The following is a 17258-nucleotide window of genomic DNA, read 5'->3' on the forward strand; positions in this document are numbered from 1 at the left end:
GTAGTCCTTGGTCTCCACCGCCTGGCACAGCGCGGCCAGCGTCGCGGCGTGCGCCTGCTGCTGGGCGTGGGTCTGCTCCAGCGCCCACCGGGCGATGAACAGCGGCAGCAGCACCAGCACCGCCGCGAACGTGCCGACGTGCTGCCACAGGCCCGCGATGAGCAGCCCGAACATGCCGTAGCCCAGGCAGCCCACCGACAGCTGGCCGCTCTCGCGCAGCAGCTCGCGCGGCGCCGCCTGCTTGGACAGCAGCAGGATGCCCGCCATCAGCAGCAGGTTGACGCCGACGAAGGTGACCAGGGCGCCGAGGAACGGGACGATGACCTGCTCGACCCAGCCGGCCTGGCCGAACCGGGGCGGATGGCCGCCGAGCGCCTCGAACACGGTGCCCGCGGCGTACCCGCACAGCGCGAACTGGGCGCCGTTGAACAGCCGCTTCACCGGCGCGAACAGCCGCTGCCCGGTGACCACGGCCGACACGCCCAGCAGCGCGGCCCCGGCGGGGCCCAGGAGCACCACCGACGCCAGGCTGGCGGCGAAGCTCAGCGACACCCGCGCGCGTTCGACGTTGAGCAGCGCCGGCGCCGAGTCGCAGATGAGGAACAGGGCGGCCAGCACCGCCAGCTTCGACCAGTCCAGCTCGCGGAACGGCGACGTCGCGATGAGCCCGGCCGCCAGAGCGACCACGCCGCAGACGTACGCCCAGGCAGCCAGTGGTAGTCCACGCATTGCCGCACCTTCGGGAAACGGAACGTGGGCCGCCGCCGGGGCCGGTGGTGCCGGTGTGCCCACCTAGACCCAGGACACGCCCTCGGGCATCCTCAGCGACGGCGCCGGGGCGCCCCGGTCCCGTTGGAGCCCGGCCGTCCTGACACGCTTGAGCATGGCGTTCGCCTCCCCCCCGTGAACCGGCCCCGAGCGCCCGGGCGAGCGCGAGGACCCGGCCGCCGGGGCATGCGAGTGCTCCCGTCGCTGATTCCGGCACAAGCCTAACGTGGGAGACGTAGGCCACACAGGCATGCGGCGAATCGTGAGCAAAGCGTGAACTAATCGTCACCTTAGGTGATCCGCGCCCTGGGCGTCTGCGCCGCCGCCCGCTCGCGCGCCCACGCGGCGGTCGCGGCGAGCCCCTCGCGCAGCGGCACGCGGGCCCGCCAGCCGAGGACCCGCTCGGTCGCCGCCGGGTCGACGGCCATCGCGGGCAGGTCGCCCGGACGCGGCGGCGCGAACGCGGGGTCGTCGGGCGCGCCCGCCGCCTCGGCGACCAGGGTGTGCAGCTCGCGGTCGGTGGTCTGCACCCCGGTGCCGACGTTGAACCGGCCGCCGCCGCCCACCTCCCCGGTGGCGCGGGCGAACGCGTCGACCACGTCGAGCACGTACACGTAGTCGCGGGTCTGGGTGCCGTCGCCGAACACCCGGGTCGGCCGGCCCGCCAGCAGCGCGTCGGTGAAGATCGAGACCACGCCGGCCTCGCCGTCGGGGGTCTGCCGCGGTCCGTAGACGTTGGCCAGCGTCAGGATGGTGTAGTCGAGGCCGTGCAGTGCCCGGTAGGTGCGCAGGTAGACCTCGCCGGTGACCTTGGACGCGGCGTACGGCGAGGCGGGCCGAAGCTCGGCGTCGGGCGGGACGGGCAGTGCGTCCGGCACCCCGTACACCGCGCAGCTGGAGGCGAACACCACCTTGCGGGCGCCGCCCGCGCGCGCGGCCTCCAGCACGTTGGCGGTGCCCAGCGCGTTGACGCGCGCGTCGTGCAGCGGGTCGGCGACGCTGGCGCGCACGCTGACCTGTGCCGCCAGGTGGCAGACCACCTCGGGCCGCAGGGCGGCGACCCGGCCGGGCAGCGCCGGATCGGCCACGTCCATGCGCCAGATCTCCACGTCCGTGCGGGCGTTGCGGCCCGAGGAGAAGTCGTCGACGCCGACGACCCGGTGTCCGTCGGCCAGCAGCCGGTCGACCAGGTGGGATCCGATGAATCCGGCAGCGCCGGTGACGAGTACGAGCACGCCGGAAACCCTAGATCAGTCGGCGGCGCGTTTCTCGGCTCCGCCGGCCGCCTGTTTGCCCGCGGCTCCGGCGACCTGGGCCTCGCCGCTCTCCCCACCGGCCTCGCCGGCCTCGGCCTCTTTCAGCTCGCCGCACAGCTGCTCGATGCGTCCCAGCACCTTGGCGCGCAGGTCGGCGGGCACCGGTTCGCAGCCGCACGACTTGCCGACCAGCTTCTTGACGGCCTCCTCCAGGCCGAACTCGCGCAGGCACGGCCCGCACTCGTCCAGATGCTGCCGCACCTCGCCGCAGCCCTGCTGGTCGAGCTCGCCGTCCAGATAGGTGTAGACCCTGGCCAGCACCTCGCTGCACGGCGTGTCGTGGTGGTCGCCACAGCTCATGACGATCCCCTCCCCGCCCGGGTCAGCCCGCGTTCCCGGGCGTAGTCCTCCAGCATGCCGCGCAGCTGCCGCCGCCCGCGGTGCAACCGGGACATCACCGTGCCGATGGGCGTGCCCATGATCTCGGCGATCTCCTTGTAGGCGAAACCCTCGACGTCGGCGAGGTACACCGCGATGCGGAACTCCTCCGGCAGCTCCTGCAGGGCCCGCTTGACGTCGGTGTCGGGCAGGTGCTCCAGCGCCTCGGCCTCGGCCGACTTCAGGCCGCTGGAGGTGTGCGACTCCGCCCGCGCGAGCTGCCAGTCCTCGATCTCCTCGGCGGCCGACTGCTGCGGCTGCCGCTGCCGCTTGCGGTAGGAGTTGATGAAGGTGTTGGTGAGGATCCGGTACAGCCACGCCTTGAGGTTGGTGCCCTCCCGGAACTGGTGGAAGGACGCGAACGCCTTGGCGAAGGTCTCCTGGACGAGGTCCTCCGCGTCGGCGGGGTTGCGCGTCATGCGCAACGCGGCCGAGTACAGCTGGTCCAGGAACGGAAGCACGTCGCGTTGGAAGCGCTGCCGCCGCTGCTCCACAGTCTCGGTGGCGTTCGCCCGCGCCGGGGCCTGCTCCTCCTGCACCCCGTTCGGCTCTGCCGGGCGGTCCAGGTGCTCCTCGCCTTGCCATCGCTCCGCTGCGGCCACCTGACCACCCCCTTCGTCCGTGGTGGCGCCCTTGGTGGCGCCGTACGCCACAGACGATATAGGGCCGCGCAGCCGGACCTGACCATAGGGGGCGCTGCGCGGCGGCTGCACCGCGGCGTCCCCCGGATGCTCGACAACGGCCGTGGACATCGAGCAGCACCTCCGCTGTACGGATCGTCGTTGGTCCCGTACGGCACGCCCGGTGGCCCTTTTCGCGACGGTTTCGGTCGTCTCGCGGGTCGTTGGACGCCCGTACGCGGACGGTTGTGAGACGGTGCAACGCATGGACCGGCGCGTCGATTCCCGGGCGGGACGAATCCGGGGACCACGGAGGGTGACGCGCGCCACCCGCGGGGAAGAAGTCCCCATAGAGGGCGAGAACAGGAGCAAACCGTTGCTACCGCTGCCGGCGCAACCTCCCGAACCCAGCGTCGCGGATCTGCGTGCCGCGCCGGGCGACGGCCGGTCCCTGACGCTGTACTGGACGTTCTACTGGGCGGTCGCGGCGGCGCAGCTGGCCCGCTGGCTGCCGCGCCGGCCGTCGCTGATCCTGGACATCTCCGGGGGCCGCACGGGCAGCGCGGCGCAGGCGGCCGCCGCCGGCCACACCGTCCTGGAGATGCTCGACCCGCTGGTCACCCCGCCGGGCGGGGACGCCGGGATCGGCAGAGACGGCGCCGACGGCCGGGTGAACGGCACGGCGGCGCCGCGGCTGCGCCCGCCCCCGGCGCCCGACCTGGCGGGCCCGCCGCCCGCCGAGCCCGCCACCGGAACCCGCCGCGGCCGACGCCGTCCGGAGGCGGGCGCGACGCGCCGGGTGATCGCCGACTCCGGGTCGCTGGCCTGCCTGCGGGACGCCAGCGTGGACGCGGTCGTCGCCGAGGACCGCGCGCTGTCGCGGCACCTGGTGACCGAGTCGACGGTCGCCGAGATCGCCCGGGTGCTGCGTCCCGGCGGCCGGGTGCTGCTGTCGGTCGACTCGCTGACGCTGGGGATGGCGCTGCTGGCCGAGCAGAGCCGCTGGGCGCACCTGTCGGACGTGCCGAGCGCCGAGGTGCTGCTGGTCCCGTGGCCGGACGGCACGATCACCCGCTGCTTCTGGGCCGAGCAGCTGCGCGAGCTGCTCACCGACGCCGGCCTGGAGGTGGAGTGGATCAGGCCGCGCACGGCGCTGTCCCCGTCCACCGTCGAGCATGTGCTGGCCCGCACCCCGCGCGCTCTGGCCCGCCTGGTGCGCACCGAGCTGAGCGCCCCGGTGCGCGACGACTCCCTGGGGGTGCACCTGCTCGCCAGCGCCCGGCGGGTGTGAACGCGGGTCAGCGCATCACCCTGTCGTGCCTGGCCTGGCAGGTCAGGCAGCGGGCGGCCTCGGGGCGCACCTCCAGGCGGCCTTCGGGGACGGGCTCGCCGCAGTCCACGCAGCGGCCGTAGGTGCCCGCGGCGATGCGTTCGAGCGCCTGGACGACCGCGGCGCGGTGCCGCCCCAGCGACTCCAGGGCCGCCTCGACGCGGTCGCTGTCGGTCAGGATGGCGCCGGCGTCGGAGGCCGAGTTCTCCCGTTCGGGGTGCTCGCCCTTGAGGATCGCGATGGATCGGTCCGCATCGGCGAGCGCCTTCTGCAGGCGGGCGCGGGCGGCGGCGATGTCCACGGTGCTTAGAACTCCTCCCGGTACTCCCCCGGGGAACACAAGCCCCGCGCTGAGCGCCGCGCTCGCGGGCGGCCTCAGAACAGGGCGTCGGACGGGTCGGTGGGTATATCCCCGTTTGCCGTTGGCTTTATGAGTTCTGGCCCGTTGTTTCTGACGTTGTTGACGGCGGTGGAGACGGGGTAGGCCTCCATCGTCCCGGCCATCGCGGGCACCAGCAGGCCGCGCACCCGGTCGGGGTCGGTGAGGCCGGGATCCAGCCAGGCGTCCCAGCGGTCCGGCTGGACGATCATGGGCATGCGGTCGTGGATGCGGCCGAGCTCGTCGGGCGCGTCCGTGGTGATCACGGTGCACGTCCATACCCACTCGCCCTCGGGCGACTTCCACAGCTCGTACAGACCGGCCATGGCCAGGATCGAGCCGTCCTTGGGGCGGATGTAGAACGGCTGCTTCTTGGGGCGCTTGCGCTTGCCGCCCTCGGCCGCCTCGGACTCCAGCGTGTACCACTCGTAGTAGCCGTCGGCGGGCAGCAGGCAGCGGCGCCGGGCGAAGGCGCGGCGGAAGGACGGCTTCTCGTGCACCGTCTCGGCCCGCGCGTTGATCATGCGGTTGCCGATGGACGGGTCCTTGGCCCAGGACGGCACCAGGCCCCAGCGCAGCGTCCGGAGCTGGCGCACGGGCCCGGCCGCGCCCTCGCCCGCCTCCTTGGCCGCGTCTTCGGCCGCCCGGGTCAGGACGGCGGGCACCTGTTTGGTGGGGGCGACGTTGTAGTCGGGCTGCAGGTTCTGCTCGGTGGCGTCGAACTGCACCTGGAACTGGTCGAGCAGTTCCTGACGCGCCCGTGCCGTGGCATATCGACCGCACATGCGTCCCATCCTGCCCCGCGCCTGTGACAACCCGCACGGCCGCGGAGCCGTGCTTGACCGTCGGCGCCGTGGGCATGTAGGCGACCATGCGACCCATCACGACCCTGGCCCGCCCGTTCGTGGCGGCGCCGTACATCATCATCGGCCTGGAGACGCTCCGCGATCCCGGTCCGCGCGCCGAGCAGGTGGCGCCCACGGTGAAGCCGATCGCCGACCGGCTCGACTGGCTGCCCACCAAGGACCCCGAGGCCCTGGTGCGCTTCCAGGGCGCGTTGAGCCTGGGCACCGGCGCGCTGCTGCTGACCGGCCGGTTCCGGCGGCTGACCACCTTCCTGCTGGCCGCCCAGCTGGTGCCGTCCCTGCTGACCGAGCACCGGTACTGGACCGAGGACGACCCGGAACGCCGCGCCAGCGAGCGCTCGCACCTGCTGAAGAACGCCGGCCTGTTCGGCGCGCTGCTGATGGTGGCCACCGAGCCGCGCCGCGGCCCGCGGGCGGCGCAGCTGCGCCGGCAGGCGCACGAGGCCAGGATCCAGGCCGCCGCCGAGGCCAAGGCGCTGCGCAAGCAGACCGCGGCGGAGATCAGGAACGCGCGGCGCGAGGCCGCCCGGCGGGTGCGCCAGGCGCGCCGCAGGGGCGCCCGGCCGACCCGGCGCGCCGCCCGCGCGCTGAAGCGCTGACCCGTTTCCGGCGAGCTTCCTTTCCCGAAGAGAACCTTAAGGACATCTCAAATCTGTTGAACCCGGCGTGCATCCCTGGCCGTACTGCCGTGCGACCGCCCGTTCCCTCCCGACCGGAGAGGCCCGGCCATGGCAGCACCCGGAGCCGCGACGGACGCCGAACGGATCGTCACCCGGCTCTACCGCGAGCACGGTGCGGCCCTGACGGCGTTCACGCTCAAGCTGACCGGCGGAGACCGGCAGTGGGCCGAGGACGTGGTGCAGGAGACCATGATCCGGGCCTGGCGGGGCGCGGACCGGCTGGACCCCGGCGTGTCGCCCATGCCCTGGCTGGCCACGATCGCGCGCCGTATCGTGATCGACGGCAGGCGGCGACGCCGGGCCCGGCCGCCCGAGGTCGGGGAGGGGCCGCTGGAGGCCCTGCCCGCGGCGGACGGGCTGGACCGGGTGCTGCGCAAGGTGGTCGTGGCCGAGGCGCTGTGGTCGCTGTCGGACTCCCACCGCGAGGCGCTGACCGAGACGGTCCTGCGCGACCGCACGGTCGCCCAGGCCGCCGAGGTGCTGGGCGTGCCGGTGGGGACGGTGAAGTCCCGCGTGTACTACGCACTGCGCGCGTTGCGCGTCGCACTGGAGGAGAGGGGGGTGACGGCGTGAGCGGCTCGCCGGTCGAGCACACCGACGTCGGTGCGTACGCCCTGGGCCTGCTGGAGGAGGAGGACCGCCGGGCGTTCGAGGCGCATCTGCGCGGCTGCGCGCGGTGCCGGGCCGAACTGCGGCAGATGCGGGGCGTGGCGGACGTCCTGTCCGACCTCCGCGACGGGGGCTTTGCGCCCGCACCCGACCCCGCACCTGAGCCCGCGCCCGCACCTGAGCCTTCGCCCTGCACCGCGCAACGGCGGCGGGCGTGACGGCGGCACCGGCCGCCGCGCGGTGACCGCCATGTGATCTTCCTGCCGCCGGTGGGGTGCGGCCCGTGCCGATAACCTTGGGCCATGCCCTCTTCGCACTGGTCCGCGCCTGTCGCCGACGCCCCGGTGGACGCCACCGTCCGGCTGCCCGGCTCCAAGTCCATGACCAACCGGGCGCTGATCCTGGCCGCGCTGGCCGACGGCCCCGCGCTGGTCCGGCGTCCGCTGCGCAGCCGCGACACGCTGCTCATGGCGCAGGCGCTGCGCGCGCTGGGCGTGGCAGTCGACGAGGACGGCGCCGACTGGCGGGTCACGCCGGGCGCGCTTGCCGGGCCGGCCCGGGTGGACGTGGGGCTGGCGGGCACGGTGATGCGGTTCCTGCCTCCGGTGGCGGCGCTGGCCGACGGCGACGTGGCGATCGACGGCGACCCGCGCGCCCGGGAACGCCCCATGGGCCCGATGATCACGGCGCTGCGGGCGCTCGGCGCGGAGATCGACGACGGCGGGCGCGGCGCGCTGCCGTTCACGGTGCGCGGCGGCGGGGCGGTCAAGGGCGGCCCGGTGACGATCGACGCGTCCGGCTCGTCGCAACTGGTGTCGGGGCTGCTGCTGGCCGCGCCGCGGTTCGACGAGGGCGTGCATGTGCGGCACGAGGGGCCGCCCGTCCCGTCCGCGCCGCACCTTGCGATGACGGTGCGGATGCTGCAGGAGGCGGGCGCCCGGGTCGAGACCGGCGCCGACGAGTGGCGCGTGGCGCCCGGCCCGATCCGCGGCCGGGACTGGGACATCGAGCCCGACCTGTCCAACGCCGCCCAGTTCCTGGGCGCGGCGCTGGTGACCGGCGGGCGCGTCACCGTGCCGGACTGGCCCGCCGAGACCACCCAGCCGGGCGACGCGCTGCGCGGGCTGCTGGCGCGGATGGGCGCGCGGGTGTCGTCCGGCCCGGACGGCCTGACCGTGCGCGGCACCGGCACGTTCCAGGGCCTGGAGGCCGACCTGCACGACGTCGGCGAGCTCACCCCCGTGCTGGCGGCGCTGGCGGCGCTGGCGTCGTCGCCGTCCCGCCTCACCGGCATCGCCCACCTGCGCGGGCACGAGACCGACCGGCTGGCCGCGCTGGTCGGCGAGCTGAACGCGCTGGGCGGCGACGCCCGCGAGCTGCCCGACGGCCTGGAGATTCGGCCGCGCCCGCTGCACGGCGGGGTGTTCCACACCTACGACGACCACCGGATGGTCATGGCCGCGGCGGTGCTGGGCCTGGCGGTCCCGGGGGTGCAGGTGGAGAACCCGGCGACGGTGGGCAAGACACTGCCGCAATTCACCGACCTGTGGACGGCGATGGTGCGGCCTGCGTAAGGACTTGTGAAGGGGAGGCGGAGGCACTGGCACGCCGAGTACGCGACTACGACGAGGACGACGTTCGAGTGCGGCCCGGGCGCCGCGGCTCGCGGCCGCGCACCCGGCGCCGTCCCGCCCACGCGGACGCCGTCCCCGGCATGGTGACCGCGGTCGACCGGGGCCGCTACCGCTGCCTGGTCGAGCCGGGCACCCCGGACGAGCGCGCCGTGACGGCCATGCGGGCGCGGGAGCTGGGCCGCAAGGGCGTCGTGGTGGGCGACCGGGTCGCGCTGGTCGGCGACACCTCCGGCGACCCCGACACGCTGGCGCGGATCGTGCGGGTCGAGCCGCGCGCGTCGGCGCTGCGCCGCACCGCCGACGACACCGACCCGTTCGAGCGGATCATCGTGGCCAACGCCGACCAGATGGCGATCGTGGCGGCGCTGGCCGACCCCGAGCCGCGGCCCCGGCTGATCGACCGGTGCCTGGTCGCCGCGTACGACGCGGGCATGGACCCGCTGCTGTGCCTGACCAAGTCGGACCTGGCCGATCCCGGCCCGCTGCTGGAGATCTATGCGCCGCTCGGGGTGCCGTACGTGGTGACGCGCCGCGGCGGCGACCTGGACGAGCTGCGCGGGCACCTGGCCGGACGGGTCAGCGTGCTGGTCGGGCACTCCGGCGTCGGCAAGTCCACGCTGGTGAACGCGCTGGTCCCGGACGCCGAGCGGGCGGTGAGCCAGGTCAACGCGGTCACCGGCCGCGGCCGGCACACCTCGTCCTCGGCGATCGCGTTGGAGCTGCCCGGCGGCGACGGCTGGATCATCGACACTCCGGGCGTGCGCAGCTTCGGCCTGGCGCACGTGCGTACGGAACGGGTGATCGAGGCGTTCGACGACCTGGCCGAGGGCGCCGCGGAGCGCTGCCCGCCGCACTGCGGCCACCTGAACGAGGGCTGCGGGCTGGACGGCTGGGTCGCCGACGGCCGCGCCGGGCAGGCTCGCCTGGACTCGCTGCGCCGCCTGCTGGGCAACCTGGGGGCCGGCGGGCCGGTCCCGGACGGCGTCCCCGCACGCGACCGACGGGACGGATGATGCCGCCGATGCCAGACTCGGTCCCATGGAGCGGCGCGCGTTCCTCAAGGCGACCCTCAAGGCGTCGGGGCTGACCACGCTGGCGGCGGCGGGCTGCTCGGACGAGGCCGCGCCCCGCCCGGGCCGCCGGGCGACGTCGTCGCGGTCGGCGAGCGCCCGCCCCACCGGCCCGGCCGACTGGAACGCCCTGGAACGCGGGCTGGAAGGGCGGCTTGTGCGCCCCGGCGACGCCGACTACGACAGGGCGCGCCGCCTGTACATCCCGCGCTACGACTCGGTCCGCCCCGCCGGCATCGCCTACTGCGCCACGCCCGAGGACGTCGCCGAGTGCGTGGCGTTCGCGGCGCTCCGGAAGCTGCCCGTCGCGGTGCGCAGCGGCGGGCACGGCTACGCGGGCTGGTCCACCGGGACGGGCCTGGTCGTCGACGTGTCCCCGATGGACGAGGTGCGGATCGGCGGCGGCCGCGCCGTGGTGGGCGCCGGGACCCGGCTGATCGACCTGTACGCCGAGGCCGCCGAGCGGGGTGCGGGCGTGCCCGGCGGCACCTGCCCGACCGTGAGTGTGGCCGGGCTGACGCTGGGCGGCGGGCTGGGGGTGCTGTCGCGCGCGTACGGGCTGACGTGCGACGTCCTGGAGTCGGTGCGCGTCGTCACCGCCGACGGGCGGGTGCGGGAGTGCGACGCCCGCCGCGACCCCGACCTGTTCTGGGCGTGCCGGGGCGGCGGTGGCGGCAACTTCGGCGTCGCGGTCGCCTTCACCTACCGCACGCACGACGTCGAGGACGTCACGACGTTCTCGGTCGGCTGGCCGTGGCCGCGGGCGGCGGACGTGATCCGCGGGTGGCAGCGGTGGGCGCCGTCCGCACCCGGCGAGGTGTGGACGAGCCTGCAGATCAACACCGCGCCGTCGGCGGGGGCGCCCACGGTGGAGGTGTCCGGCGCCGCCCTCGCCGACCCCGCCCCGCACATCGACCGGCTGGTGGCGGCCGTGGGCCGCGACCCGAGCTCGCAGGCCTCGCGGCGCCGCCCGTACCTGGAGGCGATGAAGGCGCTGGGCGGATGCTCCGGCCAGTCCGTCGGGGCCTGCCACGCCCGGGGCGACCTGCCGGGGCAGCGGCCGGAGGGGCGGTTCCCCCGCGCCGACTACTCGGGCAAGTCGCACGTCGCGCTGCGCCCGCTGCCGGACGACGCCGTCGGCGGCCTGGTCGCGCGGTTCTCCCGCGGCAACGGCCGGTCGGGGCGCTCGGTGCTGATGGACGCGATGGGCGGCGCGATCGGCCGGATCCGGCCGGGCGACACCGCGTTCCCGCACCGCGGCGGGCTGTTCGTCCTGCAGTACCTGGCCGACGGCGACGACCTGGCGTGGCTGCGCGGCACCCACCGGATCATGGACGCCCACCTGCGCGGCGCCGCGTACGTCAACTACATCGACCCCGACCTGGCGGACTGGCGCCGCGCCTACTACGGCGCCAACCTCGACCGCCTCACCAAGGTCAAGGCGGCCTACGACCCCGGCCGGCTGTTCCGCTTCCCCCAGGCCGTCTAGCGGAGCGTCCCGGCGGACGGCGGTCGCGCACCCGGTAAGTGTGTCGGCGCACCGCGTGATGGCGGTAGCGTTGCTCGCCGTGGCGGACTATTCCGACGACCTGCGTCTGGCGCACGTGCTGGCGGACGCAGCCGACGACATCACGACCAAGCGCTTCCGCGCGCTCGACCTGGCCGTCGAGACGAAACCGGACATGACGCCGGTGAGCGACGCCGACCGCGGGGTCGAGGAGCAGATCCGCGGCACCCTCAAGCGGGCCCGGCCGCGGGACGCGGTGCTCGGCGAGGAGTTCGGCCGCACCGGGCACGGCGCGCGCTGCTGGATCATCGACCCGATCGACGGCACCAAGAACTTCGTGCGCGGCGTGCCGGTGTGGGCCACGCTGATCGCGCTGATGGAGGAGGACGAGGTGGTGGTCGGGGTGGTCTCGGCGCCCGCGCTGAACCGCCGGTGGTGGGCGGCGCGCGGCGGCGGCGCCTGGACCGGCCGCAGCCTCACCCGCGCCGGCCGACTGCAGGTTTCGGCGGTGTCCGACCTGGCCGACGCGTCGCTGTCGTTCTCCAGCCTGAGCGGCTGGGAGGAGCAGGGCCGGCTGGGCGGCTTCCTGGACCTGACCCGCTCGGTCTGGCGCACCCGGGCGTTCGGCGACTTCTGGTCGCACATGATGGTCGCCGAGGGCTCGGTGGACATCTCCACCGAGCCGGAGGTGTCGCTGTGGGATCTGGCCGCCCTCCATGTGATCGTCGAGGAGGCCGGGGGCATGTTCACCAACCTGGCGGGGGTGCCCGGCCCGGACGGCGGCAGCGTGGTGTGCACCAACGGCCGCCTGCACGCCGACGTCCTGCGCATCCTGGGCGGCGGGCAGCCGTCCCCGAAGGGCTAGGGGCCGCCGACCGGGGCTTCCGGGGCTGCGCCTCGGGGGCTGGGGCGGGCCCGGCACGCGATATATCGTGGAAAGGGCCCGGATCCGGAACCAGCGGCACGCCGCGGCCGTTCGCCGGATAAGAGCCTCGGAGGTGTGGCAATGCCCAAGGTGGTCCTCGTTATCGGCGGTGTGGCCGTCGGACTCGTCGCCCTGAAGATCCTCGGCCCCCTCATCGCGTTGCTGATCGTGCTGGGCGTGGTCGTCCTGCCCGTGGTCGGTTACCTGATGCTGGACCCGTCGCAGCGCCGCCGGCTGCGCGCCCAGGGCCGCAAACGCCTGGGCGGCGGCTGACCCGTCGGCGGGTCGCGGCCTCGGGTCAGGCGGTCGCGCCGTTGATCTGCGGGTCGGTGATTTTGCCCGCGGTCAGGCCCCAGCGGTTGGCGAGCCGGGCGTACGTACCGTCGGCGATCAGGCGCCGGAGCGCCTCGCGGACGGCCGCGGCCAGCTCGCCGTCGCCCTTGCGCACCGCGATGCCCTGCGGCCGGGGGTCGGCGACCGGTCCGGAGACGGCGAACGCCCGGGGCTGCTCCTTGACCAGGTAGCCGGCCGTCGCCGAGTCCACCAGCGCGGCGTCCGCCGCCCCGGTCTTGAGGGCCTGTTGGACGTCGGCGATGCTGCTGCGCTCCTGGACCTTGGGGCCGGACAGGTCCGCCTTCCTGCACCGGGTGCGGTAGGGGCCCGAGCCCGTAAGACTTGCGGTCTGGGAGCTTCCGGCCACGACGGCGACCGTATGCCCGCACAGCGACCGGTCGCCCGGGTTCAGCTTGCCGGGGTTCCCGGCCCGGACGAGCAGGCTGGTGCCGATGCGCAGGTAGGTGACGAAGTCGCTGACCCGCTCCCGGTCCTTCGAGTCGGTGATGCCGGAGATCCCCACGTCGGCCCTGCCGTCCCGCACGTGCGTGAGGATGTTCTCGAACGTGGTGTTCACCGGCTTGGCCCGGACGCCGAACCTGTTGGCGATCTCCCGCGCCAGTTCGACGTCGAAGCCGGTGAGGCCGCCCGTCCCGGTGAACGACATGGGCAGGTAGGTGGGGTCGGTCGCGATCGTCAGCGTCCCGGCGGTGCGGATCCGGGCGGGCGCCGCGACGCGGGCGTCCGCGCCGGAGTCGAACGGGGGCGGGGGCTCGCTGGTGTTCTGCTCGTACAGGTAGTAGGCGATCAGCGCCGCCGCCAGGACGACGGCGGCCAACGCGCCCGCAAGCGGTATCAACAGCAGCCGCCGCAGGCGGCGACGGGGACGCGCCGCACCTGACCGGTGGGGCGGCGCACCGGTCTGCTGGGGCGGCGCGATAGTTCCCGGCGGCCCGGCGGACTGCGGCGCTGGGCCCGCCCGCGGCGGTGCAACGGTCTGCGGAGGTACGCCGGACCGCGGCAGCGCGACAAACTGCGGCGGTACGCCGGACCGCGGCGGCGCGACAGGCTGCGGCACCGGGTTGAGCTGCGGTGGCGGCGCACCGGTTCGCAGTGAATCGGCGGGCTGCGGCGGCGGGGCGGGCCGCGGTCCATGCGGGGGCGCGATCGACGCGCGGGTGGTCCCCTCGGCGAGCAGGGCGGCGGTGTCGCGGACGGGTTCGTCCGGCACCCCCGCCGGAGCATGCGCCGCGCCGGACGCTCCGTCGCGCATCAGCCGCAGCAGGATCTCCTCGGCGGCGGGGCGCGGCGCCGGGTCCTTGGCCAGCGCCGCGGCCACCATCTCGCGCAGCACCCCGCCCAGGGCGCCCAGGTCGGGCTCGTGGTGGAGGACCCGGTGGAGGACCGCCGGGATCGTGTCGGCGGCGAAGGGCGCGCGGCCCGTCGCGGCGTACAGCATCGTGGCGCCCCAGGCGAACACGTCGGCGGCCTGGGAGATGCGCCCGCCGGACACCTGCTCGGGCGCCATGTAGGCGGGGGTGCCCACGACCTGGCTGACGGTCTCGGCCGCCGCGTCCAGCACCCGCGCCACCCCGAAGTCGATCACCCGCGGGCCGGACGGGCTCATGATCACGTTGGCGGGTTTGAAGTCGCGGTGCACGATCCCGGCCGCGTGCACGGCGGCCAGCGCGGTCGCCGTGCCGATGGCCAGCCGGTCCAGGTCGGCGCCGCGCAGCGGGCCGCCGTCGCGGACCAGATCGGCCAGCGTCGGCCCGGCCACGAACTCGCTGACGATGTAGAGCCGGTCGCCGGACACGTCGGCGTCCAGGATCTGGGCGGTGCAGAACGGCGACACCCGCTTGGCGGTCTCCAGCTCCCGCACGAACCGCGACCGCGCCGCGGCCCCGTCGATCTGGAGCATCTTCACCGCGACCGGCCCGCCCGACGGGTCCCGCCCGAGGAAGACCACGCCCTGACCGCCCGAGCCCGACCGCGCCTCCAGCGTGTACCGGCCGATGCGGCGCGGGTCGTGTTCCTGCAGCGGAGTCGTCATACCCGTCCAAACCCTCAGAAACCGTGATCACCCTACCGGGCGGGCCGGAGCGGCGCGGGCGGTCGGGCGTATCTTCGTCGGCGTGACGGAGATGCGCATCGGGGTGGTCGGGGCCGGGATCCTCGGGCTGGCGGTGGCGCGGCGGCTGACGCTCGTGCGGCCCGGGGCCCAGGTGACGGTGCTGGACAAGGAGGACCGCATCGCCGCCCACCAGACCGGCCACAACAGCGGCGTCGCGCACGCGGGCCTGTACTACGCGCCGGGCTCGCTGAAGGCGACGCTGTGCAGGCGCGGCATCGGGTTGCTGAAGGAGTACTGCGCCGAGCGCGGCCTGCCGTACGTGGAGTGCGGCAAGGTCGTCGTGGCGCGGGACGAGTCCGAGCTGGCGCCGCTGGCGGAGATCGAGCGCCGCGCGACCGCCAACGGCGTGCCGGGGCTGCGCCGCCTGTCGCCCGCGGAGCTGCGCGAGGTGGAGCCGCACGCCGCCGGGGTGGCGGCCCTGCACTCCCCCAGCACCGCGATCGTCGACTTCCCGGCGGTGGCGCGGGCGTTCGCCGACGACGTGGCGGCGGCGGGCGGCCGGGTGCGGCTCGGCTTCGAGGTGGTCGGGCTGCGCCGGGCGGGCGAGCGGGTCGCGGTGTCGTCCCCCGCCGAGGAGCTGACGTTCGACCTGCTGGTGGTGTGCGCGGGGCTGCAGTCCGACCGGGTGGCGCGCTTGGCGGGCGACTTCCCGGCCCCGGCGATCGTGCCGTTCCGCGGGGAGTACTACCGGCTGCGGCCCGGCCGCACCGATCTGGTGCGCGGCCTGATCTACCCGGTGCCCGACCCCCGCTACCCCTTCCTCGGCGTGCACTTCACCCGGCGGGTGGACGGCGGCGTCGACATCGGCCCCAACGCCGTGCCGGCGCTGGCGCGCGAGGGCTACCGGTGGCGGGACGTGCGCCCGGCCGACGTGTGGGACACGCTGCGCTGGCCCGGTTTCCGCCGGCTGGCGCGGCGGCACTGGCGCACCGGCCTGAAGGAGATGTACGGGTCGGCGTCCAAGCGGGCGTTCGTGGCGCAGGCGCGCGCGTTCGTCCCCGAGCTGACCGCCGCCGACGTGGTGGCGGCCCCGGCCGGGGTGCGGGCGCAGGCGGTGGACCCGGACGGCTCCCTCGTCGACGACTTCCGCATCGGCCGCCTCGGGCCCGTGGTCACGGTCCGCAACGCCCCGTCCCCGGCCGCCACGTCGTCACTGGCGATCGCCGAGCACGTCGTCGACCGGCTGCTCGGCTAGCCCCACAGCTTGCGGTCGTCGCCGTGCGGGTCGCAGACGACCTCGTCGGCGACGGCGTCGAAGACCTTGACGCGGCGGGCGTCGGCGTCGAACCGCGGCCAGCCGGGGTCGCCGTGGGCGGCGAAGTCCACCCAGGCGCGGTGCATGGCGTCGGCCAGCCGCTGCGGCGGGTTGGGGCCCGCCATCCCCTCGGTGTCGGCGGAGTCCAGGTTGTCGAACACGAAGCCGAGTTCCAGCGCGTGGCAGGCGCCGAGGTCCGGCCGGGGCGACCGCCAGGCGAACTCGTACATCCAGGTCGGCGCGTGCGCGGCGTGGCCTTCGGCGAGCCGGTTGGCCGGGATGCGGAACATGCTGTCGGTGATGATCGTGGCGAGCAGTTCGCCGGGGGTCCGGTCGGCGTGCCGCTCGCGGTAGCCGGCCACGACGTGCGGCGGGACGCCCATGCCGGTGGCGACCAGGTCCACCGTGTCGGGGGTGAGCGCGTCGGCCAGCCCGGTCGGCATGAGGAACAGCCGGAACTCCTCGGTCGTGTAGCCGGTGAGCAGATCGACGTCGCGTCCGGCGCCGGCCGCGACCGCCTCTTCGGGGCGGCGCTCCAGCAGGTCGCCGTCGATCACCGGGGTGAGCGACATGCCCCCGGCGGCGGTGCTGGCGCCCCACCGGTTCGGGTCGGGGAACGCGGCGACCTCGGCCGCGACCGCCGCCTGCACCGGGATGATCTCGGCGGGGGCGAGCCGGGCGAACTCTTCGGCGGTCGGCTCGACGCCGAGGCGGGCGGCCATCTCCTTGGTGACCAGCAGGGCGTCGTCGGCGGCCTGGGCGACGGAGCCGGCGCCGCTCTGCGCGACGGCCCGCCGGAACAGGCCCAGATCGAGCGACAGCAGCGTGGACACGCTCATCCCGCCCGCCGACTCGCCGAACACGGTGACGCGGTCCGGGTCGCCGCCGAACGCCGCGATGTTGTCGCGCACCCACTCCAGCGCGGCGATCTGGTCGAGCAGCCCCCGGTTGGCCGGTGCGCCGGGCAGGTGGGCGAAGCCCTCGACGCCCAGCCGGTAGTTGATCGTCACGCAGACCACGCCGTCGCGGGCGAAGGCGGCGCCGTTGTAGACCGACACCGCACCCGACCCGTTGCGGAACGCGCCGCCGTGGATCCACACCATGACCGGCATGCCGGAGCCGCCGGGGTCGGGGGTCCAGACGTTGAGGTTGAGGCAGTCCTCGCCGGGGATGTCCGGGTCGGGCAGCAGCATGTCGTACGGGCGCGGGTAGCCGGGCTTGGGCGCGGTCGGGCCGTAGGCGGTGGCGTCGCGTACGCCGTCCCACGGCTCGGGCGGCTGCGGCGCCTGGAAGCGCCGGGGGCCGAACGGCGGCGCCGCGTAGGGGATGCCGAGGAAGGCCGCCACCCCGTTGTCGGCGCGTCCCCGCACCTTGCCGTACCGCGTCTCGACGATCGCCCGCATACGCTCTCCCCTACGAACTAGAACGAAGTTCGAATATTTCTGAGCGTACGC

Annotated in this window: 16 protein-coding genes and 2 pseudogenes; 10 read left to right on the forward strand and 8 right to left on the reverse strand. The window is 74.9% G+C overall.

Annotated elements, in window-relative coordinates:
• The 4 genes and pseudogenes from QSK22_RS00005 to QSK22_RS00020 form a co-directional block, all read right to left on the reverse strand.
• Positions 1-729, reverse strand: a pseudogene (locus QSK22_RS00005) (metal-dependent phosphohydrolase); the annotation flags it as partial.
• Between the two features lie 329 nt (positions 730-1058).
• Positions 1059-2003, reverse strand: coding sequence for an NAD-dependent epimerase/dehydratase family protein (locus tag QSK22_RS00010; protein WP_285491772.1), 945 nt, complete (start codon positions 2001-2003; stop codon positions 1059-1061).
• Positions 2004-2120: 117 nt separating this feature from the next.
• Positions 2121-2384: pseudogene (gene rsrA / locus QSK22_RS00015) on the reverse strand (mycothiol system anti-sigma-R factor); the annotation flags it as partial.
• Positions 2381-3001: a sigma-70 family RNA polymerase sigma factor gene (locus QSK22_RS00020; RefSeq protein ID WP_502872258.1), complete on the reverse strand. Its 621-nt coding sequence runs from the start codon at positions 2999-3001 to the stop codon at positions 2381-2383. The pseudogene rsrA and the gene QSK22_RS00020, both read right to left, overlap by 4 nt.
• A 457-nt stretch (positions 3002-3458) precedes the next feature.
• On the opposite strand from QSK22_RS00020, the gene QSK22_RS00025 reads away from it, so the two are divergent.
• The gene (locus tag QSK22_RS00025; RefSeq protein ID WP_285491774.1) at positions 3459-4373 is read left to right on the forward strand and encodes a methyltransferase domain-containing protein; all 915 of its coding nucleotides are present in this window, start codon (positions 3459-3461) and stop codon (positions 4371-4373) included.
• A gap of 7 nt (positions 4374-4380) precedes the next feature.
• On the opposite strand, the gene QSK22_RS00030 is transcribed toward QSK22_RS00025, so the two are convergent.
• Both QSK22_RS00030 and QSK22_RS00035 read right to left on the reverse strand, forming a co-directional pair.
• Complete coding sequence (locus QSK22_RS00030; protein ID WP_285491775.1) at positions 4381-4713, reverse strand: TraR/DksA family transcriptional regulator; 333 nt, start codon at positions 4711-4713, stop codon at positions 4381-4383.
• Positions 4714-4787: 74 nt separating this feature from the next.
• Complete coding sequence (locus QSK22_RS00035; protein WP_285491776.1) at positions 4788-5576, reverse strand: SOS response-associated peptidase; 789 nt, start codon at positions 5574-5576, stop codon at positions 4788-4790.
• Between the two features lie 86 nt (positions 5577-5662).
• Here QSK22_RS00035 and QSK22_RS00040 point away from each other — a divergent pair, with 86 nt between their 5' ends.
• The 8 genes from QSK22_RS00040 (at position 5663) to QSK22_RS00075 (ending at position 12355) form a co-directional block, all read left to right on the forward strand.
• The gene (locus tag QSK22_RS00040; protein ID WP_285491777.1) at positions 5663-6256 is read left to right on the forward strand and encodes a DoxX family protein; all 594 of its coding nucleotides are present in this window, start codon (positions 5663-5665) and stop codon (positions 6254-6256) included.
• Between the two features lie 129 nt (positions 6257-6385).
• Positions 6386-6910, forward strand: coding sequence for a sigma-70 family RNA polymerase sigma factor (locus QSK22_RS00045; RefSeq protein WP_285491778.1), 525 nt, complete (start codon positions 6386-6388; stop codon positions 6908-6910).
• On the forward strand, positions 6907-7164 hold the full coding sequence (locus QSK22_RS00050; protein ID WP_285491779.1) for a zf-HC2 domain-containing protein: 258 nt from the start codon (positions 6907-6909) through the stop codon (positions 7162-7164). The genes QSK22_RS00045 and QSK22_RS00050 overlap by 4 nt, the downstream gene beginning before the upstream one ends.
• 84 nt (positions 7165-7248) lie before the next feature.
• Entirely contained in the window at positions 7249-8520 is a 1272-nt protein-coding gene (gene aroA / locus QSK22_RS00055) for a 3-phosphoshikimate 1-carboxyvinyltransferase (protein ID WP_285491780.1), read from the forward strand.
• A gap of 68 nt (positions 8521-8588) precedes the next feature.
• Complete coding sequence (gene rsgA / locus QSK22_RS00060) at positions 8589-9593, forward strand: ribosome small subunit-dependent GTPase A (protein WP_285491781.1); 1005 nt, start codon at positions 8589-8591, stop codon at positions 9591-9593.
• Positions 9594-9618: 25 nt separating this feature from the next.
• Positions 9619-11139 (forward strand): FAD-binding oxidoreductase, encoded by a 1521-nt coding sequence (locus tag QSK22_RS00065; RefSeq protein ID WP_285491782.1) that lies wholly within the window; start codon positions 9619-9621, stop codon positions 11137-11139.
• 79 nt (positions 11140-11218) lie between these two features.
• Positions 11219-12022 (forward strand): histidinol-phosphatase, encoded by an 804-nt coding sequence (gene hisN / locus QSK22_RS00070; RefSeq protein WP_285491783.1) that lies wholly within the window; start codon positions 11219-11221, stop codon positions 12020-12022.
• A gap of 141 nt (positions 12023-12163) precedes the next feature.
• Positions 12164-12355 (forward strand): tail-anchor membrane protein, encoded by a 192-nt coding sequence (locus QSK22_RS00075; protein ID WP_285491784.1) that lies wholly within the window; start codon positions 12164-12166, stop codon positions 12353-12355.
• Positions 12356-12380: 25 nt separating this feature from the next.
• On the opposite strand, the gene QSK22_RS00080 is transcribed toward QSK22_RS00075, so the two are convergent.
• Complete coding sequence (locus QSK22_RS00080; RefSeq protein ID WP_285491785.1) at positions 12381-14468, reverse strand: protein kinase domain-containing protein; 2088 nt, start codon at positions 14466-14468, stop codon at positions 12381-12383.
• Between the two features lie 91 nt (positions 14469-14559).
• On the opposite strand from QSK22_RS00080, the gene lhgD reads away from it, so the two are divergent.
• Complete coding sequence (lhgD, locus tag QSK22_RS00085) at positions 14560-15744, forward strand: L-2-hydroxyglutarate dehydrogenase (protein WP_285492366.1); 1185 nt, start codon at positions 14560-14562, stop codon at positions 15742-15744.
• On the opposite strand, the gene QSK22_RS00090 is transcribed toward lhgD, so the two are convergent.
• The gene (locus QSK22_RS00090) at positions 15741-17207 is read right to left on the reverse strand and encodes a carboxylesterase/lipase family protein (RefSeq protein ID WP_285491786.1); all 1467 of its coding nucleotides are present in this window, start codon (positions 17205-17207) and stop codon (positions 15741-15743) included. The two genes, lhgD and QSK22_RS00090, sit on opposite strands and share 4 nt — an antisense overlap.
• Between the last annotated feature and the right edge of the window lie 51 nt (positions 17208-17258).

It is taken from the genome of Actinomadura sp. NBRC 104425 (assembly GCF_030269545.1).
Taxonomy (GTDB): Bacteria; Actinomycetota; Actinomycetes; order Streptosporangiales; family Streptosporangiaceae; genus Spirillospora; species Spirillospora keratinilytica.

Coding starts and splice junctions, on each gene's coding strand:
- QSK22_RS00035 (WP_285491776.1), bottom strand. CDS start 5,576: ATGTGCGGTCGATATGCCACGGCACGGGCGCGTCAGGAACTGCTCGAC.
- QSK22_RS00040 (WP_285491777.1), top strand. CDS start 5,663: ATGCGACCCATCACGACCCTGGCCCGCCCGTTCGTGGCGGCGCCGTAC.
- QSK22_RS00045 (WP_285491778.1), top strand. CDS start 6,386: ATGGCAGCACCCGGAGCCGCGACGGACGCCGAACGGATCGTCACCCGG.
- aroA (WP_285491780.1), top strand. CDS start 7,249: ATGCCCTCTTCGCACTGGTCCGCGCCTGTCGCCGACGCCCCGGTGGAC.
- QSK22_RS00065 (WP_285491782.1), top strand. CDS start 9,619: ATGGAGCGGCGCGCGTTCCTCAAGGCGACCCTCAAGGCGTCGGGGCTG.
- QSK22_RS00075 (WP_285491784.1), top strand. CDS start 12,164: ATGCCCAAGGTGGTCCTCGTTATCGGCGGTGTGGCCGTCGGACTCGTC.
- QSK22_RS00080 (WP_285491785.1), bottom strand. CDS start 14,468: ATGACGACTCCGCTGCAGGAACACGACCCGCGCCGCATCGGCCGGTAC.
- lhgD (WP_285492366.1), top strand. CDS start 14,560: ATGCGCATCGGGGTGGTCGGGGCCGGGATCCTCGGGCTGGCGGTGGCG.
- QSK22_RS00090 (WP_285491786.1), bottom strand. CDS start 17,207: ATGCGGGCGATCGTCGAGACGCGGTACGGCAAGGTGCGGGGACGCGCC.